Origin of the sequence: Streptomyces sp. AK08-02, from assembly GCF_033795085.1 — a bacterium.
In the GTDB taxonomy this organism is placed as follows: domain Bacteria; phylum Actinomycetota; class Actinomycetes; order Streptomycetales; family Streptomycetaceae; genus Streptomyces; species Streptomyces echiniscabiei.
Window position 1 is genome coordinate 312,481 of the sequence record NZ_JARAZV010000011.1, and the last position, 19,563, is coordinate 332,043.

At 70.0% G+C, this 19,563-nt stretch carries 20 protein-coding genes; 13 read left to right on the top strand and 7 right to left on the bottom strand.

All coding sequences use genetic code 11. From position 1 onward, the window contains the following. Positions 1 to 107: 107 nt before the first annotated feature. The 5 genes from PV734_RS24425 to PV734_RS24445 all read left to right on the top strand — a co-directional run bounded on the left by PV734_RS24425 (position 108) and on the right by PV734_RS24445 (position 3,630). Positions 108 to 656 carry a DinB family protein gene (locus tag PV734_RS24425; protein ID WP_319291852.1) on the top strand — a complete coding sequence of 183 codons (549 nt, stop codon included), beginning with the start codon at positions 108 to 110 and terminating at the stop codon, positions 654 to 656. A 24-nt stretch (positions 657 to 680) separates the two neighbouring features. Next, the gene (locus PV734_RS24430; protein WP_319096957.1) at positions 681 to 1,322 is read left to right on the top strand and encodes a PadR family transcriptional regulator; all 642 of its coding nucleotides are present in this window, start codon (positions 681 to 683) and stop codon (positions 1,320 to 1,322) included. A 113-nt stretch (positions 1,323 to 1,435) separates the two neighbouring features. Further along, entirely contained in the window at positions 1,436 to 1,750 is a 315-nt protein-coding gene (locus tag PV734_RS24435; protein WP_319096956.1) for a hypothetical protein, read from the top strand. A 117-nt stretch (positions 1,751 to 1,867) separates the two neighbouring features. Beyond that, the gene (locus tag PV734_RS24440; RefSeq protein ID WP_319291855.1) at positions 1,868 to 2,833 is read left to right on the top strand and encodes an ATP-binding cassette domain-containing protein; all 966 of its coding nucleotides are present in this window, start codon (positions 1,868 to 1,870) and stop codon (positions 2,831 to 2,833) included. A gap of 11 nt (positions 2,834 to 2,844) precedes the next feature. After that, positions 2,845 to 3,630 (top strand): ABC transporter permease, encoded by a 786-nt coding sequence (locus tag PV734_RS24445; protein WP_415924258.1) that lies wholly within the window; start codon positions 2,845 to 2,847, stop codon positions 3,628 to 3,630. A 21-nt stretch (positions 3,631 to 3,651) separates the two neighbouring features. Here PV734_RS24445 and PV734_RS24450 read toward each other — a convergent pair whose 3' ends face one another. Then, positions 3,652 to 5,079: a glutamate decarboxylase gene (locus PV734_RS24450; protein ID WP_319096954.1), complete on the bottom strand. Its 1,428-nt coding sequence runs from the start codon at positions 5,077 to 5,079 to the stop codon at positions 3,652 to 3,654. Positions 5,080 to 5,168: 89 nt separating this feature from the next. Between PV734_RS24450 and PV734_RS24455 the strand changes: the two genes are divergently transcribed. Then, positions 5,169 to 5,930, top strand: coding sequence for a MerR family transcriptional regulator (locus PV734_RS24455; RefSeq protein ID WP_319096953.1), 762 nt, complete (start codon positions 5,169 to 5,171; stop codon positions 5,928 to 5,930). Positions 5,931 to 5,955: 25 nt separating this feature from the next. Here PV734_RS24455 and PV734_RS24460 read toward each other — a convergent pair whose 3' ends face one another. Next, on the bottom strand, positions 5,956 to 6,321 hold the full coding sequence (locus PV734_RS24460) for a YbjQ family protein (protein WP_319096952.1): 366 nt from the start codon (positions 6,319 to 6,321) through the stop codon (positions 5,956 to 5,958). Positions 6,322 to 6,469: 148 nt separating this feature from the next. Here PV734_RS24460 and PV734_RS24465 point away from each other — a divergent pair, with 148 nt between their 5' ends. Continuing rightward, positions 6,470 to 7,318: a DedA family protein gene (locus tag PV734_RS24465; RefSeq protein WP_319096951.1), complete on the top strand. Its 849-nt coding sequence runs from the start codon at positions 6,470 to 6,472 to the stop codon at positions 7,316 to 7,318. Positions 7,319 to 7,441: 123 nt separating this feature from the next. Here PV734_RS24465 and PV734_RS24470 read toward each other — a convergent pair whose 3' ends face one another. Further along, a complete protein-coding gene (locus PV734_RS24470; RefSeq protein ID WP_319096950.1) occupies positions 7,442 to 9,145 on the bottom strand; it encodes a threonine/serine ThrE exporter family protein in 1,704 nt (567 codons plus the stop codon). Between the two features lie 116 nt (positions 9,146 to 9,261). After that, entirely contained in the window at positions 9,262 to 9,753 is a 492-nt protein-coding gene (locus tag PV734_RS24475) for an inorganic diphosphatase (RefSeq protein ID WP_053746895.1), read from the bottom strand. Positions 9,754 to 9,832: 79 nt separating this feature from the next. On the opposite strand from PV734_RS24475, the gene dacB reads away from it, so the two are divergent. From dacB to folE, 6 genes are all read left to right on the top strand, one after another. Then, positions 9,833 to 11,512, top strand: a complete 1,680-nt coding sequence (gene dacB, locus PV734_RS24480; protein WP_415924257.1) for a D-alanyl-D-alanine carboxypeptidase/D-alanyl-D-alanine-endopeptidase — start codon at positions 9,833 to 9,835, stop codon at positions 11,510 to 11,512. A 264-nt stretch (positions 11,513 to 11,776) separates the two neighbouring features. Beyond that, the gene (locus PV734_RS24485) at positions 11,777 to 12,910 is read left to right on the top strand and encodes a zinc-dependent metalloprotease (RefSeq protein ID WP_319096949.1); all 1,134 of its coding nucleotides are present in this window, start codon (positions 11,777 to 11,779) and stop codon (positions 12,908 to 12,910) included. Positions 12,911 to 13,100: 190 nt separating this feature from the next. Then, complete coding sequence (tilS, locus tag PV734_RS24490; protein ID WP_319096947.1) at positions 13,101 to 14,144, top strand: tRNA lysidine(34) synthetase TilS; 1,044 nt, start codon at positions 13,101 to 13,103, stop codon at positions 14,142 to 14,144. A 63-nt stretch (positions 14,145 to 14,207) separates the two neighbouring features. Continuing rightward, positions 14,208 to 14,768 (top strand): hypoxanthine phosphoribosyltransferase, encoded by a 561-nt coding sequence (hpt, locus tag PV734_RS24495; RefSeq protein ID WP_044471976.1) that lies wholly within the window; start codon positions 14,208 to 14,210, stop codon positions 14,766 to 14,768. Between the two features lie 234 nt (positions 14,769 to 15,002). Beyond that, the gene (ftsH, locus tag PV734_RS24500; protein WP_319096946.1) at positions 15,003 to 17,039 is read left to right on the top strand and encodes an ATP-dependent zinc metalloprotease FtsH; all 2,037 of its coding nucleotides are present in this window, start codon (positions 15,003 to 15,005) and stop codon (positions 17,037 to 17,039) included. A 148-nt stretch (positions 17,040 to 17,187) separates the two neighbouring features. Next, positions 17,188 to 17,793, top strand: coding sequence for a GTP cyclohydrolase I FolE (folE, locus tag PV734_RS24505; RefSeq protein WP_006377109.1), 606 nt, complete (start codon positions 17,188 to 17,190; stop codon positions 17,791 to 17,793). 80 nt (positions 17,794 to 17,873) lie between these two features. Here folE and PV734_RS24510 read toward each other — a convergent pair whose 3' ends face one another. The 3 genes from PV734_RS24510 to folB are packed head-to-tail and all read right to left on the bottom strand — an operon-like array spanning position 17,874 to position 19,392. Further along, the gene (locus PV734_RS24510) at positions 17,874 to 18,365 is read right to left on the bottom strand and encodes a DUF3180 domain-containing protein (RefSeq protein ID WP_319096945.1); all 492 of its coding nucleotides are present in this window, start codon (positions 18,363 to 18,365) and stop codon (positions 17,874 to 17,876) included. A 59-nt stretch (positions 18,366 to 18,424) separates the two neighbouring features. Next, a complete protein-coding gene (folK, locus tag PV734_RS24515) occupies positions 18,425 to 19,036 on the bottom strand; it encodes a 2-amino-4-hydroxy-6-hydroxymethyldihydropteridine diphosphokinase (RefSeq protein WP_319096944.1) in 612 nt (203 codons plus the stop codon). Next, positions 19,033 to 19,392, bottom strand: a complete 360-nt coding sequence (gene folB / locus PV734_RS24520) for a dihydroneopterin aldolase (RefSeq protein WP_044472364.1) — start codon at positions 19,390 to 19,392, stop codon at positions 19,033 to 19,035. Before folB ends, folK begins: the two co-directional genes overlap by 4 nt. Between the last annotated feature and the right edge of the window lie 171 nt (positions 19,393 to 19,563).

Sequence of the window (19,563 nt, forward strand, 5' to 3'; positions counted from 1 at the left end):
GTCTTCTGTGAAACGGGGGCTTGCGGACAGAACCTGTCCGCAAGCCCCCGTAACTTCATCGGTGTCAGGCAGGAACGCCCGCACGACCCGATGAAAGGCGGACCACCATGGTCACTCACGTCCCCTCCGAAGCACCCGGCGACGAGCTCGGAGCACTTCTCTCCTTCATCGAGGAGCAGCGCGGCGGCATCCGGCGGGCCCTGCTGGGGCTGACGGACGAGCAGGCCGCCTCGCGCCCCAGCGCCAGCGAGCTGTCCCTCTCCGGGCTGCTCAAGCATGTCGCCGAGGTCGAGCAGGGCTGGATCGCGCGGGCCAGGGGTGAGGCGCCGGCGGTGAAGCGCGACCAGTCGAACTGGCACGAGAACTTCGTGCTCGTCGAGGGGGAGACGGTCGCCTCGCAGCTCGCGTACTGGGAGAAGGTCGCCGCCGAGACCGAGGCGTTCCTGCGGTCCGTACCGAGCCTCGACGACACCCTCGCACTGCCGCCGGACCCCTGGTTCCCGCCGGAGGGCCGCGTCTCGATGCGCTGGCTGGCCCTGCACCTGATCCGCGAGACGGCCCGGCACGCCGGTCACGCCGACATCATCCGCGAGTCCCTCGACGGCGCCACCGCCTTCGAGCTGGTGGCCAAGGAGCAGGGCACGACCTGGGGCTGACGTCAAGGGTCTTACGCTGGCCCCATGTCAGCGATCCGTCTCCTCGTGCTCGGCGCGGTCCGTCAGCACGGGCGGGCCCACGGCTACCAGGTGCGCAACGACCTGGAGTACTGGGGCGCGCACGAGTGGTCCAACGCCAAGCCCGGCTCGATCTACCACGCGCTCAAGCAGATGGCCAAGCAGGACCTGCTGATCGCGCACGAGATCGCCCCCTCCACGGCCGGCGGCCCGCCCCGCACGGAGTACGAGATCACCGGCGAGGGCACCGAGGAGTTCCTGCGGCTGCTGCGCGAGGCGCTGACCTCGTACGACCAGAAGATGGACGTCAAGTCGGCGGCGATCGGCTTCATCGTCGATCTGCCGCGCGACGAGGCGGTGACCCTCCTGAGGGAACGCACCCGGCGCATCGGCGAGTGGCGGGCCTCCGTCACCGAGCACTACGTGCCCGAGGACGGCCCCGAACAGCTGGGCCACATCGGCGAGATCATGAACCTCTGGATCCACACGGCCGACGCCGAGGCCGAGTGGACGCTGGCGCTGATCGCCCGGATCGAGGGCGGGGCGTACACCTTCGCGGGGGAGGGCGAACCGTTCGTCGGCGTCCTGGCCGACGGCGAGGAGAACCCGTACGCGACGGGGGAGCGGCACCCCGGCGACTGGCGCTAGTGCTCTGACCGCGTAGGTCCGCCGGGTTGGGCTCGCGTGTGTTCGGGGCCTGCCGGAGCATCGGGTCCAAAGCCGCCAGAGCCGCCGGCCCGTGTCTGGCAGGATCTCCCGCCATGCTCGAAGAAAAGCTCGACGTGCTTGCCCAGGTGATGGCCGGGCACATGGCCAGGCCGTTCCCGTCCGGCTTCCGCGGCCTGGACGTCCAGGGCCAGGACATGGTGTTGCTCGACGCGGACATCTACGGCCTTGCCGCCGTCGTTCGAGAAGGCCCACTCGGCGAGCAGAACCGGGCGGCCTTGACGCGGCTGACGACGGCGTTCGGACGGGTCCTCCCGGCGATCGACGACGAGTACGCGGCCGAGTACTACACGCACGTCCGCGACATGGCCGTACTGACCGCCGAGATTGCCGACCTGCGCGAGAAGTAGTCCTTGCGGACGCCTTCTCGCCAACGCGGCACAAACCGCGACTAATCAAGTTTGACCAATGCTTCCCGGCGGGTTACCTTCGCAAGGTAATCAAGTTTGACTAGCTAGGAGGACTCTGTGGCCGACGCGGCGATCACCGTCGAAGGCGCACACAAGAAGTACGGCGACACGGACGCACTGTCGGGAATCGACCTCCTGGTCGCCCGTGGCACGGTGCACGGAGTGCTCGGGCCGAACGGCGCGGGCAAGACGACCCTGGTCCGGATCCTGGCCACGCTGCTCAGGCCCGACGGCGGCCGGGTCGAGGTGGCCGGCCACGACGTGCTGACCGAGGCCCGGGAGGTCCGCTTCCGCATCGGCCTCCTCGGCCAGCATGCCGCGCTCGACGAGGAGCTGAGTGGCCGGCAGAACCTGGAGATGTTCGGCCGCCTATACCACCTGGGCGCCCGCCACGCGCGCGTGCGGGCCGACGAGCTCCTCGACCGCTTCGGCCTCGCGGACACCGGCCGCAAGGCGGTCCGGAACTACAGCGGCGGAATGCGCCGCCGCCTCGACCTCGCCGCCTCTCTCATCACCGACCCGGAGGTGCTGTTCCTCGACGAACCCACGACGGGCCTCGACCCGCGCGGCCGGACGGAGGTGTGGACCGCGGTCCGCTCCCTGGTCGGCGGCGGTACTACGGTCCTGCTCACCACCCAGTACCTGGAGGAGGCCGACCAGCTCGCCGACCGCGTCTCGGTCGTCGACCGGGGCCGGGTCGTCGCCGACGGCACCCCGGACGAGCTGAAGGCCGCCACCGGCGGCGACCGCATCGACGTCGTCCTGCGCGACGCGGGCCAACTGGGCGCGGCCGTCGCCCTGTTGCCCGTACCCGCCGAGGGCGTCTCGGTGGACCCCGACCGGCGGTTGCTGAGCGCCCCGGTCACCGACCGCATGGCGGCGCTCTCCGGGGTCGTACGGGCCCTGGAGGAGGCCGGGATCGAGGCCGAGGACGTCGCCCTGCGGCGCCCGACGCTGGACGAGGTGTTCCTGGACCTCACCGGGGGCGACGAACAGACGGCTCGGACGAAGGAGGCAGCGTGACGACGTACGGGATGAGTGGGGGGCACACCCCGATGCCGGGCACGCGCGCGTTGACCGACTGCTGGACCATGACCCGCCGCGAACTCGCCCATTGGGCACGCCAACCGGTCCGGGTGGTGGTCGGGCTGGTCTTCCCGGTGATGCTGCTGCTGATGTTCGGCTACCTGGTCGGCGGCGGCCGGGACGTCACGGGCGACTACGTGGACTTCCTGGTCCCGGGGATGCTCGTGCTCACCATGGCCTTCGGCCTTGAGGGCACGATGATCGCCGTCACCCAGGACCTCAACAAGGGCGTCATCGACCGCTTCCGGTCCATGCCCATGGCCAACGGCGCCGTCCTGGTTGGTCGTTCGGCCGCCGACATGCTCCAGTCGGCGCTGGGGCTGGCTGTGATGCTCGCGGTGGGGTGCGCCATCGGCTGGCGGGCCCACGGGGGCGTGGCAGCCCTTCTGGGGGCCGTGGGCCTGCTCCTGCTCTTCCGGTTCGCCATGCTGTGGATCGGCATCCAGCTGGCCATGGTGGCCGGCAGACCGGAGCTGGTGCAGGCGGTCCAGATCCTGGTCTGGCCGGTCGGCTTCCTGTCCAACGCCTTCGCCACGCCCGAGTCCATGCCGGGCTGGCTCGGCACGGCCGTCCAGTGGAACCCGATGTCGCAGACGGCCACCGCGGTACGCGATCTGTTCGGCAACCCCGGCGGCGAACCGGGCCACGTCTGGGCGGCCGTCGCCTGGCCACTGGCCCTGCTGGCGGTCTTCTTCCCGCTGGCGGTACGGAGGTTCGGCCGTCTGAGCCGGTAACCACCCACCAATGGGCGGGTGTCAGTGATGGAAACCGGTGGCCGCGTCCTTGTCGTGCGTCGACGGACGCGGCTGCCGGCGCAGTTCGGGCAGCAGCCGCTCCAGGTCCTCCAAAAACAGCTCGGCGAGGTCCGAGGAGAACCCGTTGCGGCACACGACCCGCAGGACGGACAGGTCCTGCCGGTTCTCCGGGAAGGTGTACGCGGGCACCAGCCAGCCGCGCTCACGCATCCGCCGCGAGACGTCGAAGACGTCGTACGCGGTCACGTCCGCCCCCGTCGTGAAGGCGAACACCGGCAGCTCGTCGCCCCGGGTGAGCAGCCGGAAGTCGCCCAGCGCCTCGATCCGCCCGGCGAGGGACCGCGCCACGTCCCGCGTGGTCTGCTGCACGGCCCGGTAGCCGTCACGGCCCAGCCGCAGGAAGGTGTAGTACTGCGCGACCACCTGGGCGCCGGGGCGCGAGAAGTTGAGCGCGAACGTCGGCATGTCGCCGCCCAGGTAGTTGACGCTGAAGACGAGCTCCTCGGGGAGCGCCTCCTTGTCCCGCCACAGCGCCCAGCCGACGCCCGGGTAGACCAGCCCGTACTTGTGCCCCGAGGTGTTGATCGAGGCCACGCGCGGCAGCCGGAAGTCCCACACCAGGTCCTCGTCCAGGAAGGGCGCCACCATGGCCCCTGAGGCCCCGTCGACATGCACGGGGATGTCGATCCCGGTCCGCTCCTCCAGGGCGTCCAGGGCCGCGCACAACTCCGCGACGGGCTCGTAGGACCCGTCGAAGGTGGACCCGAGGATCCCGACTACCCCGATGGTGTTCTCGTCGCACAGCTCGGCCGCCGCCTGCGGATCGAGATGGAACCGCTCGCCCTCCATGGGCACCTGACGGGCCTCCACCTCCCAGAAGTTGCAGAACTTCTCCCAGCAGACCTGCACGTTGACGCCCATGACCAGGTTCGGCCGCACGTCCCGCCCCGGATACCGGTCGGCGTTGCGCGCCGCCCACCGCCGCTTCAGCGCCATCCCGGCGAGCATGCACGCCTCACTCGAACCGGTGGTCGAACAGCCCACGGCGGCATTCGGATCGGGCGCGTTCCACAGATCGGCGAGCATCGCCACGCAGCGCCGCTCCAGCTCGGCCGTACGCGGGTACTCGTCCTTGTCGATCATGTTCTTGTCCCGGCACTCGCCCATCAGGACCCCGGCCTGGGGCTCCATCCAGGTGGTGACGAAGGTGGCCAGGTTGAGCCGCGAGTTGCCGTCGAGCATCAGTTCGTCGTGCACGAGCTGGTACGCCGTCGACGGCGGCAGCGGGGCGTCCCCGAGCCGGTGCGTGGGCGGCGCCTCGGTCATACCGCCGACCGGGTTGGCCTCCCCGTAGAAAGGGTTGACGGAGAGCCTGCGCCCACCGCCCTTGTCGTCCGATGCTTCGCTGTCCCCGCGGTGCAGTGGCATGCGTACGACGGTAGGGCCGAGCCGCGGGGCTTGCACCTCACGCCGGGTGAGGGAGCAGTGTGAAGCGCGTACCGAGAAAGGGAGCGGAAGTGAGCTACAGCGTGGGACGGGTCGCCGGTTTCGCCGGTGTCACGGTGCGCACCCTGCACCACTACGACGAGATCGGCCTCCTCGTGCCGGGCGCCCGCAGCCACGCGGGCCACCGGCGCTACGACGACGCCGACCTCGACCGGCTGCAGCAGATCCTGTTCTACCGGGAGCTCGGCTTCCCCCTCGAAGAGGTCGCCGCCCTGCTGGACGACCCGAAGGCGGACCCGCGCGCGCGGCTGCGCCGTCAGCACGAGCTGCTGACCGCCCGGATCGAACGGCTCCAGCAGATGGCGGCGGCCGTGGAGCACGCCATGGAGGCACGCAGAATGGGCATCAACCTCACGCCCGAGGAGAAGTTCGAGGTCTTCGGCGACAAGGACCCGGAGGCACACGCGGAGGAGGCCGAGCGCCGCTGGGGCGGCACGGAGACGTACGCCGAGTCGCAGCGCCGCGCGGCCACGTACACGAAGGACGACTGGCAGCGCATGCAGGCCGAGGTGACCTCCTGGGGCGAGCGCTACGACGCACTGATGGCCGCCGGCGAGCCTCCGTCCGGGGAAGCGGCCATGGACATGGCCGAGGAGCACCGGCGGCACATCACCAAGTGGTTCTACGAATGCACGTACGAAATCCACCGCGGTCTGGCCGACATGTACGTCTCCGACGAGCGCTTCAAGGAGTTCTACGACTCCATGCGCCCGGGCCTCGCCGAACACCTCCGGGAGGCGGTCACGGCGAACGCGACCCGGCAGGACGCATAGCCCCTGGCCCGGGCGGGGGCATCGCTCACTCCCGGGCCAGGACCACCGCGGTCCCGTACGCGCACACCTCCGTGCCGACGTCCGCGGCCTCGGTCACGTCGAAACGGAACGCCAGCACGGCGTTGGCGCCACGCGCGCGTGCCTGCTCGACAAGACGGTCCATAGCCTGATTGCGGGTCTCGACGAGAGTCTTCGTCAGTCCCTTCAGCTCGCCGCCGATCATCGACTTCAGCCCGGCCCCGATCTGGCTGCCGAGATGCCGAGACCGCACGGTCAGCCCGAAGACCTCACCGATGACCTGCTCGACCCGGTGTCCGGGTACGTCGTTCGTCGTCACGACCAGCACATCGGACTGAGGTCCCTGGCCGCCGCCGTACTCTTCGATGCCCATAACCTCACAGGGTGGCCCCAGTTCCCGCACAGCGCACCCCGGAGTGGCGCGTGGAAGGTGGGGAACCCGGAGGGGTCACATCGCGTTGATAGCTTTGGCCCCACTCTTCTCTGCCAACGTCTTTGCCAAGCCTCAGGAGCCCGGAACAGTGACGACGCTTGCCCTCGGACCGAGCTGGCTGGATCCGGACTACCTGTTGGACCAGTTCGGCATCTGGGGCCTGCTCCTGATCGTGTTCGCCGAGTCCGGTCTGCTCATCGGCTTCTTCCTGCCGGGCGACTCGCTGCTGTTCACAGCGGGCCTGCTGATCACCGCGGGCACGCTGGACTTCCCCCTGTGGGCGGCGGTCGCCCTCATCTGTCTCGCCGCGGTCCTCGGCGACCAGGCGGGTTACATGTTCGGCAAGAAGGTCGGCCCGTCGCTCTTCAACCGCCCGGACTCCCGCCTCTTCAAGCAGGAGAACGTCACCAAGGCCCACGAGTTCTTCGAGAAGTACGGCCCGAAGTCCCTGATCCTGGCCCGCTTCGTGCCCATCGTGCGGACGTTCACGCCGATCATCGCCGGCGTCAGCGGCATGAGGTACCGCTCGTTCCTGACCTTCAACGTCATCGGCGGCGTCCTCTGGGGCGCGGGCGTCACCCTGCTCGGCTCCTGGCTCGGCAACATCGACTTCGTCAAGAAGAACATCGAACCGATCCTGCTGCTGATCGTCCTCATCTCGGTCGTCCCGATCATCATCGAGTTCGCCCGAGCCCGCAGCAAGGCCAAGAAGAACCCGCCCCAGCAGCCCGAGCCCCCGGCCCAGCAGCAGTACCACCCCCCGATGGACGACGCGACGACCCAACTCCGCCGCATCCCCCCGGCGCAGCAGCAGGACGAGGGCCAGGGATACGCGGAGCAGTACGCCCAGCAGTACCCGTACAGCCAGGACTACGGCTACCAGCAGAACCAGCAGCAGTACCCGTACGACAACGGCAACGGCTACCCCCAGAACTGACGTCCGGGCAACCCCCTCAGGGGCGCGGGGAACTGCGCGACAAGCCACAACGCACCCGCACTCGCCCGCGTACAGAACCTCCCGGGCTCTCAGGCGCCCAACACCCGGCAAACGCACCCCGAACTAGAACCCACGCGTCCGCTTCGCGGCCCGCCTACCCCCGGCGGAGCCGCTGGGCACGCGAAGGAACAGCCGCGAGATCTCCGACCCCAGATTCACCCCGATGGCAATCGCCATCGCCAGTGCCGCCGCCTTCGACAGCGACACCAACCCCGCGTCCATGTCGTTCTGCGCGATCGACAACAGCCCGAAATAGGTCGCCGACCCTGGCAACAGGGGCCCGATCGCGGCCGTGGTGTACGGCAGCGCCGACGCGTACCGGTACCGCGACAGCAACTGCCCGAACAGCCCCACCAGCCCCGCGGCGACGGCCGTCGAGGCCACCGGCGAGAACCTGCCGGTGTCGTGCATCGCGCCGTACACGCTCCACGCCACACCCCCGTTGAGCGTCACGATCAGCACGGTGGAACGTTCCTGCTGAAGCATGATCGCGAAGGTCAGCGACAACAGCATGGACGCGCCGATCTGCCACAGCGGCCGCTGCACACTCCCCAGCGCCGCGTCGGGGTTGAGCTCGGCGCCCAGTTTCACGCCGAAGTACAGGATCAGCAGCACGCCGACGACGATGCCCACGAAGAAGTACATGACCTCCAGCAGCCGTGCGGAGGCGGTGATGTAGAACCCGGTCAGCCCGTCCTGCACCCCGGCCACCAGCGCCCGCCCGGGCAGCAGCGCGAACAGCCCACCGGTGACCACGGCGGACGCCTTCACGTCCACGTGCGCGGCCGTCAGCGCCACCCCTATCGCGGCCGGCGGCATCGCGGCCACCGTGAACTGGTAGAACTCCGGCAGCCCGCGCCCCGCGCACAGCCACGCCAGCCGGTCGCCCAGCATCGCGCCGAGCGCAGCCGCCACGAACACGACCAGGTCACCGCCGACGAGCACGGAGGCCGCGCCCGCGAGCAGCCCGGCGGCCACCGTGAGCCCCCAGCCGGGATACGGGTGCCGGTTCCGCCGGATCTCCGCAAGGCGCCTGTACGCCTCTTCCAGAGACGTGGCGGTCTCCGCGTCGCTCAGGTCGTCCACAAGCCGGTAGACGGCCGCCAGGCGCGTGTAGTCGGTGCCCCGGCGCCGGACCGTCCGTGACGCCGTCACGGGATCCTCGACGAGCGAGGGCTGGTACGAGATCGACAGCAGGGTGAAGGTGACGGTCGGCTCGCAGCGGTCGAGGCCGTAGGACCGGCATACGGCGAACATGGCCGCCTCCACGTCCTCGGCCCCCTCGCCGCCCGCGAGCAGCAGTTCGCCGATGCGCAGCGTCAGGTCGAGCACGCGCGGGACGGCCGGTCCGTCCTCCTCGGCCGCCTTCTGTATCCGTTCCGGCGCGGGCCGCTCGGCCACCGGCATCCGCAGCATCGTGCGCATCCGGTCCTGCCAGGGCACGTCCTTGGTGAGACTCACCACAGGAACACCGGAGGGCGGCGTGAACGCGGGCGCCCGGTAGGTGTGCGGGGTGCTGAAGGCCGACCCCTCCAGATCGCCGCCGGGCGGCTGCGGAACGTCGAGTCCGTCCGGCAGGGAGAACTCGGAGGTCGTCTCGGACTCACCGACGACGGGCTTCGGCGGGGCCAGCCCCTCGGGGAGCGCGAACTCGGAGGTGGTGGCCGACTCCCCGTCACCGACGGCACCGACCGTCACACCGCCGCGGGGTATCGAGTAGACGTCCCCGGCCTCGTCCGACGCCGGCTTGCGGTCCTCGTCCGTCACTCCGTATCGCTCCCTGCGCGTGCCCCTCCAGTACGCCTTTCAGTATGCGCACAGAGACACGAACGGGCCGCACGCGCACGCGTGCGGCCCGTTCGTGTGACGGGTCTCAGGAGGGCTCAGTGGCCGCCCTGCTCCTTGAGGCGCTTGTACGACCGCTCGATCTCGGCCTCGGCGTCCGCGCGGCCCACCCAGTTGGCGCCCTCGACGGACTTGCCGGGCTCCAGGTCCTTGTAGACCTCGAAGAAGTGCTGGATCTCCAGACGGTCGAACTCCGACACGTGGTGGATGTCCCGCAGGTGCTCCACGCGCGGGTCGTGCGCGGGGACGCACAGCAGCTTGTCGTCGCCGCCGGCCTCGTCCGTCATCCGGAACATGCCGATCGCGCGGCACTGGATGAGGCAGCCGGGGAAGGTCGGCTCGTCCAGGATGACCAGCGCGTCCAGCGGGTCGCCGTCCTCGCCGAGGGTGTTCTCGACGAAGCCGTAGTCGGCCGGGTAGCTGGTCGAGGTGAAGAGGCGACGGTCCAGACGGATCCGACCGGTCTCGTGGTCCACCTCGTACTTGTTCCGTGAACCCTTCGGAATCTCGATCGTGACGTCGAACTCCACCGGTGGCTCCTCCATGATCAACACATAGTTCTGGTGGTTAAGTGTCCCTCACGCTGGTGTGTGATCGCGAAAGGGGCTGGTGGTCGTGCCGGAGCTGGGGCCTTGGCGGGCCGCGAGGCCGAGGGTGGCGCGGCTGGCCCGCACCGTACGACCTCGCCTCACCCGGGCCGCGGCAACAGTGAAACCGCAGCTCGGACGGGCCCGAGCGGCCGTGAGACCGCAGGTCGCGCGGATCACACAGGCCGTGGGCCCGAAGCTCGCCGGTCTCTCCGGACCGAACACCCTGAAGATACTGCCGCTGTCGATGCCGAAGACCCTGCGGACCTGGCAGTACACCGCGGGCGCCGCCACCGCCGGACTGGCGCTGACCGCCGGAGTGGTCACCGCCGCAGGCCCCTGGGACGCCTCCGGCCAGCGTACGGCCGAGCGGGACTGGGCCGCCGTCCAGGAGGGACCCGGTGGCACAGATCACGGACGTAATTCCGGTACGTCCGCCACCTCGGGTACGTCGGCCGGGGCGCCCGCACCCGCGCCGAGTGCCCCCTCCGTGCTGGCCGGCCTCGGCAGCGCCACCGGCACCCTGCGTGCGGCACCCGCGGGGAGGGCCCTCGCGGCCGTCCTGGACCCGCTCCTGAGGAACCCCGCCCTCGGCGCCCGCCAGACGGCCGCCGTCGTCGACATCGCCACCGGGAAGCGCCTGTACGGCCTGGGGGCGGGCGAGGCGCTCGTCCCCGCCTCGACCACGAAGATCGCCACGGCTGTCGCCGCGCTCTCCGCGATGGGTGCCGACCACCGCCTCACCACCCGGGCCGCCCTGGAGCCCGACACCAACGAACTCGTCCTGGTCGGCGGCGGCGACCCCACCCTGACGGCCCGTACGGACCCGGAGGGCTGGGCCAGCCTGCGCACCCTGGCCGACTCGACGGCCGCCGCCCTCAAGAAGCGCGGCGTACGCCAGGTGACCATGTCGTACGACACCACGCTCTACGCCGGCCCGGAACTCCACCCGATCGGGGTCGACGGCAACCTCGCCCTTGTCACCGCCCTGATGGCCGACGAGGCCCGTCCCGACGGGTCGACCAGCGGAACGGTCACGCGCGTCAAAGAGCCGGCGGCGGACGCGGCCCGCACCTTCGCCGCCCTGCTGGCGAAGCACGGCATCAGAACGACCTCCCCCGGCCCGTCCAAGGCGACGGGCCGCGCGACCACCCTCGCGAAGGTCTCCTCGCCGCCGCTCTCCGCTCTCGTCGAGCGCATGCTGACCAACAGCGACAACGACCTCGCGGAGGCACTCGCCCGCCAGACCGCGCTCGCCACCGGCGTCCGGCCCGACTTCGCGGGGGGCGCGCGGGCCATCCGTACCCAGCTGGCGAAGCTCGGACTGCCCATGTCCGGTGCCCGTTTCGCGGACGGCAGCGGTCTGAACCGCGCCGACCTCCTCACCCCGAACCTCCTCACGGCCCTTCTGGCCAAGGCCGGCGACCCGTCCCACCCCGAACTGCGCGCGGCCCTCACGGGCCTTCCCGTGGCGGGCTTCACCGGCACCCTGAGCGCCCGCTACACGGACGGCGCGGCAGGCGTCGTACGGGCCAAGACGGGCACCCTGACCGGCGTGAACGCCTTGGCGGGCACGGTCGTGGACCGGGACGGTCGGCTTCTGGCCTTCGCCTTCCTGGCCGCCGACACCACCGACCGGACGGCGGCCCAGACGGCCTTGGACCGCACGGCGACGGCGCTGGCGGCCTGCGGCTGCGGGTAGCTCCGCCGGATGGGCGGTTCTTCGTCCGCGGGCCCGTGGGGGCTGGTCGCGCAGTTCCCCGCGCCCCTTCGGGCGCGGTCCCCGCGTCCCTGCCCGCCGTGCCGCCGTGGACAGCCGCTCGTCGGCACCCCCGCTGTGGGCAGGCGTTCCGCAGGGCGGGACGGGTGGGCACAGCCGACAGCGCCGGGTGCCGACCCAACAGAGCCCGGCCCTTGCCGACCTCGCAACCTGCCCTCAAGGGGACCGCTCCCGTACGGTTGACGCATGACGAGCATCGGTGGTGCTGCATCTGCTGGGATGGTCGACTGGAATCTCGCGGTGGCGACCGCGACCCGGCTCGTGAGGCCGGGACCAGAGGTGAGCCGGGACGAGGCCCGGGCCATCGTGTCGGAGCTGCGTCGGCACGCGAAGGCCTCCGAGGAGCACGTCCGGGGCTTCACCCGGATGGGCACGGACACCGCGCACGACACCCCCGTCCTGGTCGTCGACCGTCCGGGCTGGGTACGGGCGAACGTGGCCGGGTTCCGCGAGGTGCTCAGGCCGTTGCTGGACAAGATGGAGGAGCGGCGGGGGAGTTCACCCGGCGGAGCCGTCCTCGGCGCGGTCGGCGGAAAGGTCACCGGCGTCGAACTGGGGATGCTCCTGTCGTTCCTGTCGTCCCGGGTGCTCGGCCAGTACGAGACCTTCGCGCCGGCCACCCGTGAACTGCCGGCGGGCGCGAACGGCGGTGGCCGACTGCTCCTCGTCGCGCCGAACATCGTCCACGTGGAGCGCGAACTCGACGTACAGCCCCATGACTTCCGGCTCTGGGTGTGTCTGCACGAGGAGACGCACCGCACCCAGTTCACGGGTGTGCCCTGGCTGAGGGACCATCTGGAGGGCGAAATCCAGTCGTTCTTGGGGGAGACGGAAGTCGACCCCATGACGTTCCTGGAGCGCATCAGGGAGGCCGCGCAGTCCCTCGCGGGAGGCAGGCCGGAGGGCGAGGAGGACGACGGCGGGCGCTCCCTGGTGGAGTTGGTGCAGACGCCGGCCCAGCGGGAGATCCTCGGCCGCCTCACCGCGGTCATGTCCCTCCTGGAGGGACACGCCGACTTCGTGATGGACGGAGTGGGCCCCGCGGTGGTGCCCTCCGTGGCCGAGATCCGGGAGAAATTCCAGCAACGGCGGGCCAAGGGCGCGTCCCGCCTGGACCTCGCGCTGCGCAGGCTCCTCGGCCTGGACGCCAAACTCAAGCAGTACCGGGACGGCGAACGCTTTGTCCGCGCGGTCGTTGACCAGGTCGGCATGGACGGCTTCAACCGCGTGTGGACCTCTCCCAACACCCTCCCGACGAAGGCCGAGATCGCCAAACCGGCGGACTGGGTCGCGCGGGTGCACCGCAAGACGGACTCGTGAGCCCTCGGAACCCGAGGTGAACGAATCCGGCCGACGGCAGGTGAACGCCCCTTCTATCACCCGTCCGAGGGACCGTGGGGCATGGGTAGGCGTGCAATGCTCGGGGAACGCCCCGTTTCTGTCACCATCTACACACTCTGAGTGACCGAAGTCGGCTCACCCCCCGAAAACTTCATGAAGGGAACCGGACATGGGTCCCCATCCTGCGGTCGCGGCGATACGCCTGGCGGTTCGCCGCGCTCTCCACGACATCCTCACTGCTCACACCCCGTCCCACAGCCTCGTCCCCGGCCCCACCACCCCCGGCGAGTCCCTGCCGCTCGTCCTCGTGGCGTGTTCCGGCGGCGCCGACTCCATGGCGCTCGCCTCCGCCCTCGCGTTCGAAGCGCCCAAGCTCGGTCTGCGCGCCGGCGGAGTCACCGTCGACCACGGTCTGCAGCCCGGCTCCGACCTCCGTGCCGACGAGGTCGTCCTGCGCCTGACGGAGCTCGGCCTTGCCCCGGTCGAGTCGATCGCCGTCACCGTCGGCCGTGAGGGCGGCCCGGAGGCCGCAGCGCGAGACGCCCGGTACGGGGCCCTGGACGCCGCCGCCGAGCGCCACGGCGCCACCGCGGTCCTCCTCGGCCACACCCGCGACGACCAGGCCGAGACCGTGCTGCTGGGCCTCGCCCGCGGCTCCGGCATCCGGTCCCTGTCCGGGATGGCCGCCGTCTCGGGAGGGCCCGGAGCCCCCGGCCGGTACCGCAGGCCCTTCCTCCAGGTCGACCGGCAGACCGCCCGCAAGGCGTGCATGGTCCAGGCCCTCCCGGTCTGGGACGACCCGCACAACGCCGACCCGGCCTACACCCGGTCCCGGCTGCGCCACGAAGGCCTGCCCGCCCTGGAGAAGGCCCTTGGCAAAGGCGTGGTCGAGGCCCTCGCCCGCACCGCCCAGCTCTCCCGCGACGACGCCGACGCCCTCGACACCTGGGCCCGCCAGGCCGAGGCATCCGTACGGGACGCGGCGGGTCTCCTGGAGTGCGCCAAGCTGTACGCCCTGCCGCCCGCCGTACGCCGTCGCATCCTGCGCAGTGCCGCCATCGAGGCGGGCGCTCCGGCCGGTTCGCTGTTCGCCCGCCACATCGAGGAAGTCGACCGGCTGATCACCGGCTGGCGCGGGCAGGGGGCCATCAATCTCCCCGGCCGGGTCGTCGCCCAGCGGCAGGGTGGCAGACTGGTGATTCGGCAAGGCTGAATCTCACCCCCCTTCGGGGAGGGGTCGGCGAGCCAGACGAATGGCGACGGGCGACCGAAAGTGATGCGGGTGGACGCGAAAGACATGGGTGCCGACCTCAAGTCGGTACTCATCACCAAGGAAGAGATCGACGCGAAGCTGGTCGAGCTGGCCGCGAAGATCGACGCGGAGTACGCGGGCAAGGATCTGCTGATCGTCGGCGTCCTCAAGGGCGCGGTGATGGTCATGGCCGACCTGGCCCGGGCGCTGTCCACCCCCCTCACCATGGACTGGATGGCCGTGTCGTCTTACGGCGCGGGCACCCAGTCCTCCGGTGTGGTGCGGATCCTCAAGGACCTCGACACCGACATCAAGGGCAAGCACGTCCTCATCGTCGAGGACATCATCGACTCCGGGCTGACCTTGTCCTGGCTGATCTCCAACCTGGGCTCCCGTGAGCCCGAGTCGCTGAAGATCTGCACCCTGCTGCGCAAGCCGGAGGCCGCGAAGGTCGCCATCGACGTGGAGTGGGTCGGCTTCGACATCCCGAACGAGTTCGTGATCGGCTACGGCCTCGACTATGCCGAGAAGTACCGCAACCTCCCGTTCGTCGGTACGCTCGCGCCCCATGTCTACGGCGGCTGATTCCGGCTGCCGCCGAGGTCTCCGGTGCGGCTGCTGAGCCAAAGGGCCAGTCCTGTGAGACGTGCGGGAACCCCGGCGGCGTTCCCGCCGTTGGAGCATGCGTGGACGGTATTGACAGCCAGCCCGTGCGCCTTCGGGTGACAATGCTGGGGTACCGTCCGAAGAGCAGTTCTTAGAACAGTCTTTGTCAAACTCACTATGGCAGGAGGGACGGGGCGGCACCGCTCCGTATGGATGGACGTGAAGCGATACTTCCGTGGGCCGGTCATGTGGATCGTGCTGGCCGTCCTTGCCGTGGTCGTGTTGATGCAGGTCGTCGGCTCGTCCGGCGGCTACAAGACGGTGGACACAGGCCAGGTCGTCCAGGCGATCAACGACAACAAGGTCGAGCAGGCCAAGATCACCACCGGTGACGAGCAGGTCATCAAGGTCCAGCTCAAGGACGGCCAGAAGGTCGAGGGCAGCTCGAAGATCCAAGCGAGCTACATCGGCGATCAGGGCGTCAACCTGGCGAACACTCTCCAGGACAAGTTCCAGAACAAGCAGATTCCGGACGGCTACACGGTCTCCCCGACCAAGCAGAACGCCTTCGTCGGCATTCTGTTGTCGCTGCTCCCCTTCGTCCTCATCGTCGTCGTGTTCCTGTTCCTGATGAACCAGATGCAGGGTGGCGGCTCCCGGGTCATGCAGTTCGGGAAGTCCAAGGCCAAGCTCATCACCAAGGACACCCCGAAGACGACGTTCGCGGACGTCGCGGGCTCGGACGAGGCGGTCGAGGAACTCCACGAGATCAAGGAGTTCCTCCAGGAGCCGGCCAAGTTCCAGGCCGTCGGCGCCAAGATCCCCAAGGGTGTGCTCCTCTACGGGCCTCCCGGTACGGGCAAGACGCTGCTCGCGCGTGCTGTCGCGGGCGAGGCGGGCGTTCCGTTCTACTCGATCTCGGGTTCCGACTTCGTCGAGATGTTCGTCGGTGTCGGTGCCTCCCGAGTCCGTGACCTCTTCGAGCAGGCCAAGGCGAACGCCCCGGCGATCGTCTTCGTCGACGAGATCGACGCGGTCGGCCGCCATCGCGGCGCCGGCCTCGGCGGCGGTCACGACGAGCGCGAGCAGACGCTCAACCAGCTGCTCGTCGAGATGGACGGCTTCGACGTCAAGGGCGGTGTGATTCTCATCGCCGCCACGAACCGTCCCGACATCCTCGACCCGGCGCTGCTGCGTCCCGGCCGCTTCGACCGCCAGATCGCGGTCGACCGCCCGGACATGCTCGGCCGACTGGAGATCCTCAAGGTTCACCAGAAGGGCAAGCCGGTCGCTCCGGACGTCGATCTGTCGGCGGTCGCCCGTCGCACGCCGGGCTTCACCGGCGCGGACCTGAGCAACGTCCTCAACGAGGCCGCGCTGCTCACCGCCCGCAGCGACAAGAAGCTGATCGACAACTCGGCACTCGACGAGGCCATCGACCGCGTCGTGGCGGGCCCGCAGAAGCGGACCCGGATCATGTCGGAGAAGGAAAAGAAGATCACCGCGTACCACGAGGGCGGCCACGCCCTGGTCGCGGCGGCCTCCCCGAACTCCGACCCGGTTCACAAGATCACGATCCTGTCCCGCGGCCGGGCCCTCGGTTACACGATGGTCCTCCCGGAAGAGGACAAGTACTCCACCACTCGTAACGAGATGCTCGACCAGCTGGCGTACATGCTGGGCGGCCGGGCGGCGGAGGAACTGGTCTTCCACGACCCGACGACGGGTGCCGCGAACGACATCGAGAAGGCCACGGCAACGGCCCGCGCGATGGTCACGCAGTACGGCATGACCGAGCGCCTCGGCGCGATCAAGTTCGGCGGCGACAACACCGAGCCCTTCCTGGGCCGGGAGATGTCGCACCCGCGTGACTACTCGGAAGAAGTGGCCGCGCTCGTCGACGAAGAGGTCAAGAAGCTCATCGAGAACGCGCACAACGAGGCCTGGGAGATCCTGGTCGAGAACCGCGACGTCCTCGACGCGCTGGTGCTGCAGCTGCTGGAGAAGGAGACGCTGAGCAAGGAGCAGATCGCCGAGGTCTTCACTCCGATCATCAAGCGTCCGGCCCGTCCCGCGTGGACCGGCTCCTCCCGCCGTACGCCGTCCACCCGCCCGCCGGTGCTCTCCCCCAAGGAGCTGTCGCTGACGAACGGGACCAACGGCTCGGCGCCGGCCATCACCACCAAGGCCGGAGCCACCGAGTCCGTCCCCGTGACGGAGCCGGCACCGGAGGACCGCGGCGAGAGCTGATCCAGGCTCTCCCGCCCCCTTCCGCCCAGTGGGCCCGGAATGGATGCCGCGCCCCCCAGGATCTAGCCTGGGGGGCGCGGCATTTCGGTATGTCCGCACGTGCGACGCGTGGTCCACACGCGTGACAGGGACAGGAACGAGGCACCAGATGACCGACCCCGTGACGCTGGACGGCGAGGGCACGATCGGCGTGTTCGACGAGAAGCGGGCGGCGAGCGCCGTACGCGAACTGCTGATCGCGGTCGGTGAGGATCCGGACCGTGAGGGGCTGAGGGAGACGCCGGGGCGGGTGGCGCGGGCGTACCGGGAGATATTCGCGGGCCTGTGGCAGAGGCCCGAGGACGTGCTGACGACGACGTTCGACCTGGGGCACGACGAGATGGTGCTGGTGAAGGACATCGAGGTCCTGAGTAGCTGTGAGCACCATCTGGTGCCGTTCGTCGGAGTCGCCCACGTCGGCTACATCCCATCCGTCGACGGCAAGATCACCGGGCTGTCGAAGCTGGCCCGGCTCGTGGACGTCTACGCCCGTCGACCGCAGGTGCAGGAACGGCTCACCACTCAGGTCGCCGACTCACTGATGAAGATCCTGGAGCCGCGCGGAGTCATCGTCGTCGTCGAGTGCGAGCACATGTGCATGTCGATGCGGGGGGTACGGAAGCCGGGTGCGAAGACCATCACGTCGGCGGTGCGCGGCCAGCTGCGGGATCCGGCGACCCGCAACGAGGCGATGAGCCTGATCATGGCCCGCTGAGCGCTCCGCGGGAGGCGCGGTGCGTTGTCCGGGGGCTCGTTGTGGCTGGTCGCGGTGGCTGGTCGCGCCCACGCCGGCGTTCACGCGGCGGGGGCCGTGCCCGTGCCCGCGTTGGTGTCGTCGTCCTCCGGGAGTTTGCAGACCCGTTCCAGGAAGAAGGCCGCGGCGATGACGGCGATGCCCGCCAGGACCGAGAAGCCGGCGTAGAAGGCCTGGTCGCGGCGGGCGGGGATGTCCAGGGACTCCAGGAGGAAGGCGCCCGTGCCGCCGTACATCCCGGCGACCAGGGCGGCCACCAGGGCGCTGGCCTGGCCGAAGACGACCGCGCGGGCGGCCATCAGGGGGTCGACGCCCTTGGCGCCCGGACGCCGGTCGCGCTGGGCCTTGAGACGGGCGCGCAACGACAGGGCCGTGGCCAGCAGGACCACGGCGATCAGGGCGAGGACGACGGGCGCGGCCAGCGGCACACTGGGAAGGGTCCCCACCGAGTTCCACAGCCGGGCGCCCGCCCAGGAGAGCACTCCGGCCACGACGAACACGCCGGCCAGCATCTTGACGCGCAGCTCTCTCACGGTGCCCCTTCAGCTCCCTGTACCGGACCACCGAGCTGTGGTCGTCATGACCTTAACGGCTATTCCGGCAGCTGGAGTTCCAGGTCGGCGCGGGGCGCCACACCGTCCAGGGCGACGGTCTCCAGGAGTGTGGCCACCGCGCCGCGGCCGGGCAGCTGGGCCTCGGGGTCCACGTCGTGCCAGGGGGCGAGGACGAAGGCCCGCTCGTGGGCGCGCGGGTGCGGAAGGGTGAGGAACGGGTCGTCGGAGACCTCGTCGGCGTACGCGACGATGTCGACGTCGATCGTGCGCGCCCCCCAGCGCTCCTCCCGGACACGGTGGAAGGCCTCCTCGACCGCGTGGGCACGCTCCAGGAGCGAGGACGGCGGGAGTGTCGTCTTCAGGACGACCACCGCGTTGAAGTACGAGGGCTGGCTGCCCGCCGGAACGCCCCACGGCTCCGTCTCGTAGACGGGGGAGACCGCCTTGATGCGGACGCCCGGGGTGTCCTCCAGGGCGTCGATGGCCCCCTGGAGGGTCTCCAGGCGGTTGCCGAGGTTCGAGCCGAGGGAGATGACGGCGCGTTTCGGGTTGTGCAGGGTGGTGTCTGCGGCGTCCACCTGGCGCACCACGGAGGCGGGCACCGGCTGGACGGTGGGGTCGCTGTGACTCTCGGTGAACGAGGCGGTCATACTCGGCTCCGGGTGATGGTGATGGTCACGTCGTCGAAGGGGACCGTGATCGGCGCGCCCGGTTTGTGGACGCACACCTCGACCTCCTGAACCCCCTGGTGCTTCAGACAGACCTGCGCGATGCGCTCGGCCAGCGTCTCGATGAGGTCGACGGGCTCACCCTCCACGACGGCCACGACCTCCTCCGCCACGATGCCGTAGTGCACGGTCTTCGCCAGGTCGTCGTCGGCCGCGGCCGGACGGGTGTCAAGGCCGAGCGAGAGGTCCACGACGAACGTCTGGCCCTTCTCCCGCTCCTCCGGGAACACCCCGTGGTGTCCTCGGGCCCTCAGGCCGCGCAGCGCGACACGATCCACGCGAATCACTCCTGCAATCGTCGTTGGCGGCCGCTTCGGACCGGGTGCGATCGGCCCGGCGGCCATTTCGAATCTACCTGCGGACACTGACAGTGCCCGCCCCACGAGCGGCCCGGTCAGGTGATGACCAGGAGGGTTCATCGAGTGTTTCCCCGTGGGAACACGGCTGCT

Coding starts and splice junctions, on each gene's coding strand:
- hpt (WP_044471976.1), top strand. CDS start 14,208: ATGCGGGTGGACGCGAAAGACATGGGTGCCGACCTCAAGTCGGTACTC.
- folK (WP_319096944.1), bottom strand. CDS start 19,036: ATGACCGCCTCGTTCACCGAGAGTCACAGCGACCCCACCGTCCAGCCG.
- folE (WP_006377109.1), top strand. CDS start 17,188: ATGACCGACCCCGTGACGCTGGACGGCGAGGGCACGATCGGCGTGTTC.
- tilS (WP_319096947.1), top strand. CDS start 13,101: ATGGGTCCCCATCCTGCGGTCGCGGCGATACGCCTGGCGGTTCGCCGC.
- PV734_RS24430 (WP_319096957.1), top strand. CDS start 681: ATGTCAGCGATCCGTCTCCTCGTGCTCGGCGCGGTCCGTCAGCACGGG.
- PV734_RS24435 (WP_319096956.1), top strand. CDS start 1,436: ATGCTCGAAGAAAAGCTCGACGTGCTTGCCCAGGTGATGGCCGGGCAC.
- PV734_RS24460 (WP_319096952.1), bottom strand. CDS start 6,321: ATGGGCATCGAAGAGTACGGCGGCGGCCAGGGACCTCAGTCCGATGTG.
- PV734_RS24445 (WP_415924258.1), top strand. CDS start 2,845: ATGAGTGGGGGGCACACCCCGATGCCGGGCACGCGCGCGTTGACCGAC.
- PV734_RS24425 (WP_319291852.1), top strand. CDS start 108: ATGGTCACTCACGTCCCCTCCGAAGCACCCGGCGACGAGCTCGGAGCA.
- PV734_RS24485 (WP_319096949.1), top strand. CDS start 11,777: ATGACGAGCATCGGTGGTGCTGCATCTGCTGGGATGGTCGACTGGAAT.
- ftsH (WP_319096946.1), top strand. CDS start 15,003: ATGGACGTGAAGCGATACTTCCGTGGGCCGGTCATGTGGATCGTGCTG.
- PV734_RS24450 (WP_319096954.1), bottom strand. CDS start 5,079: ATGCCACTGCACCGCGGGGACAGCGAAGCATCGGACGACAAGGGCGGT.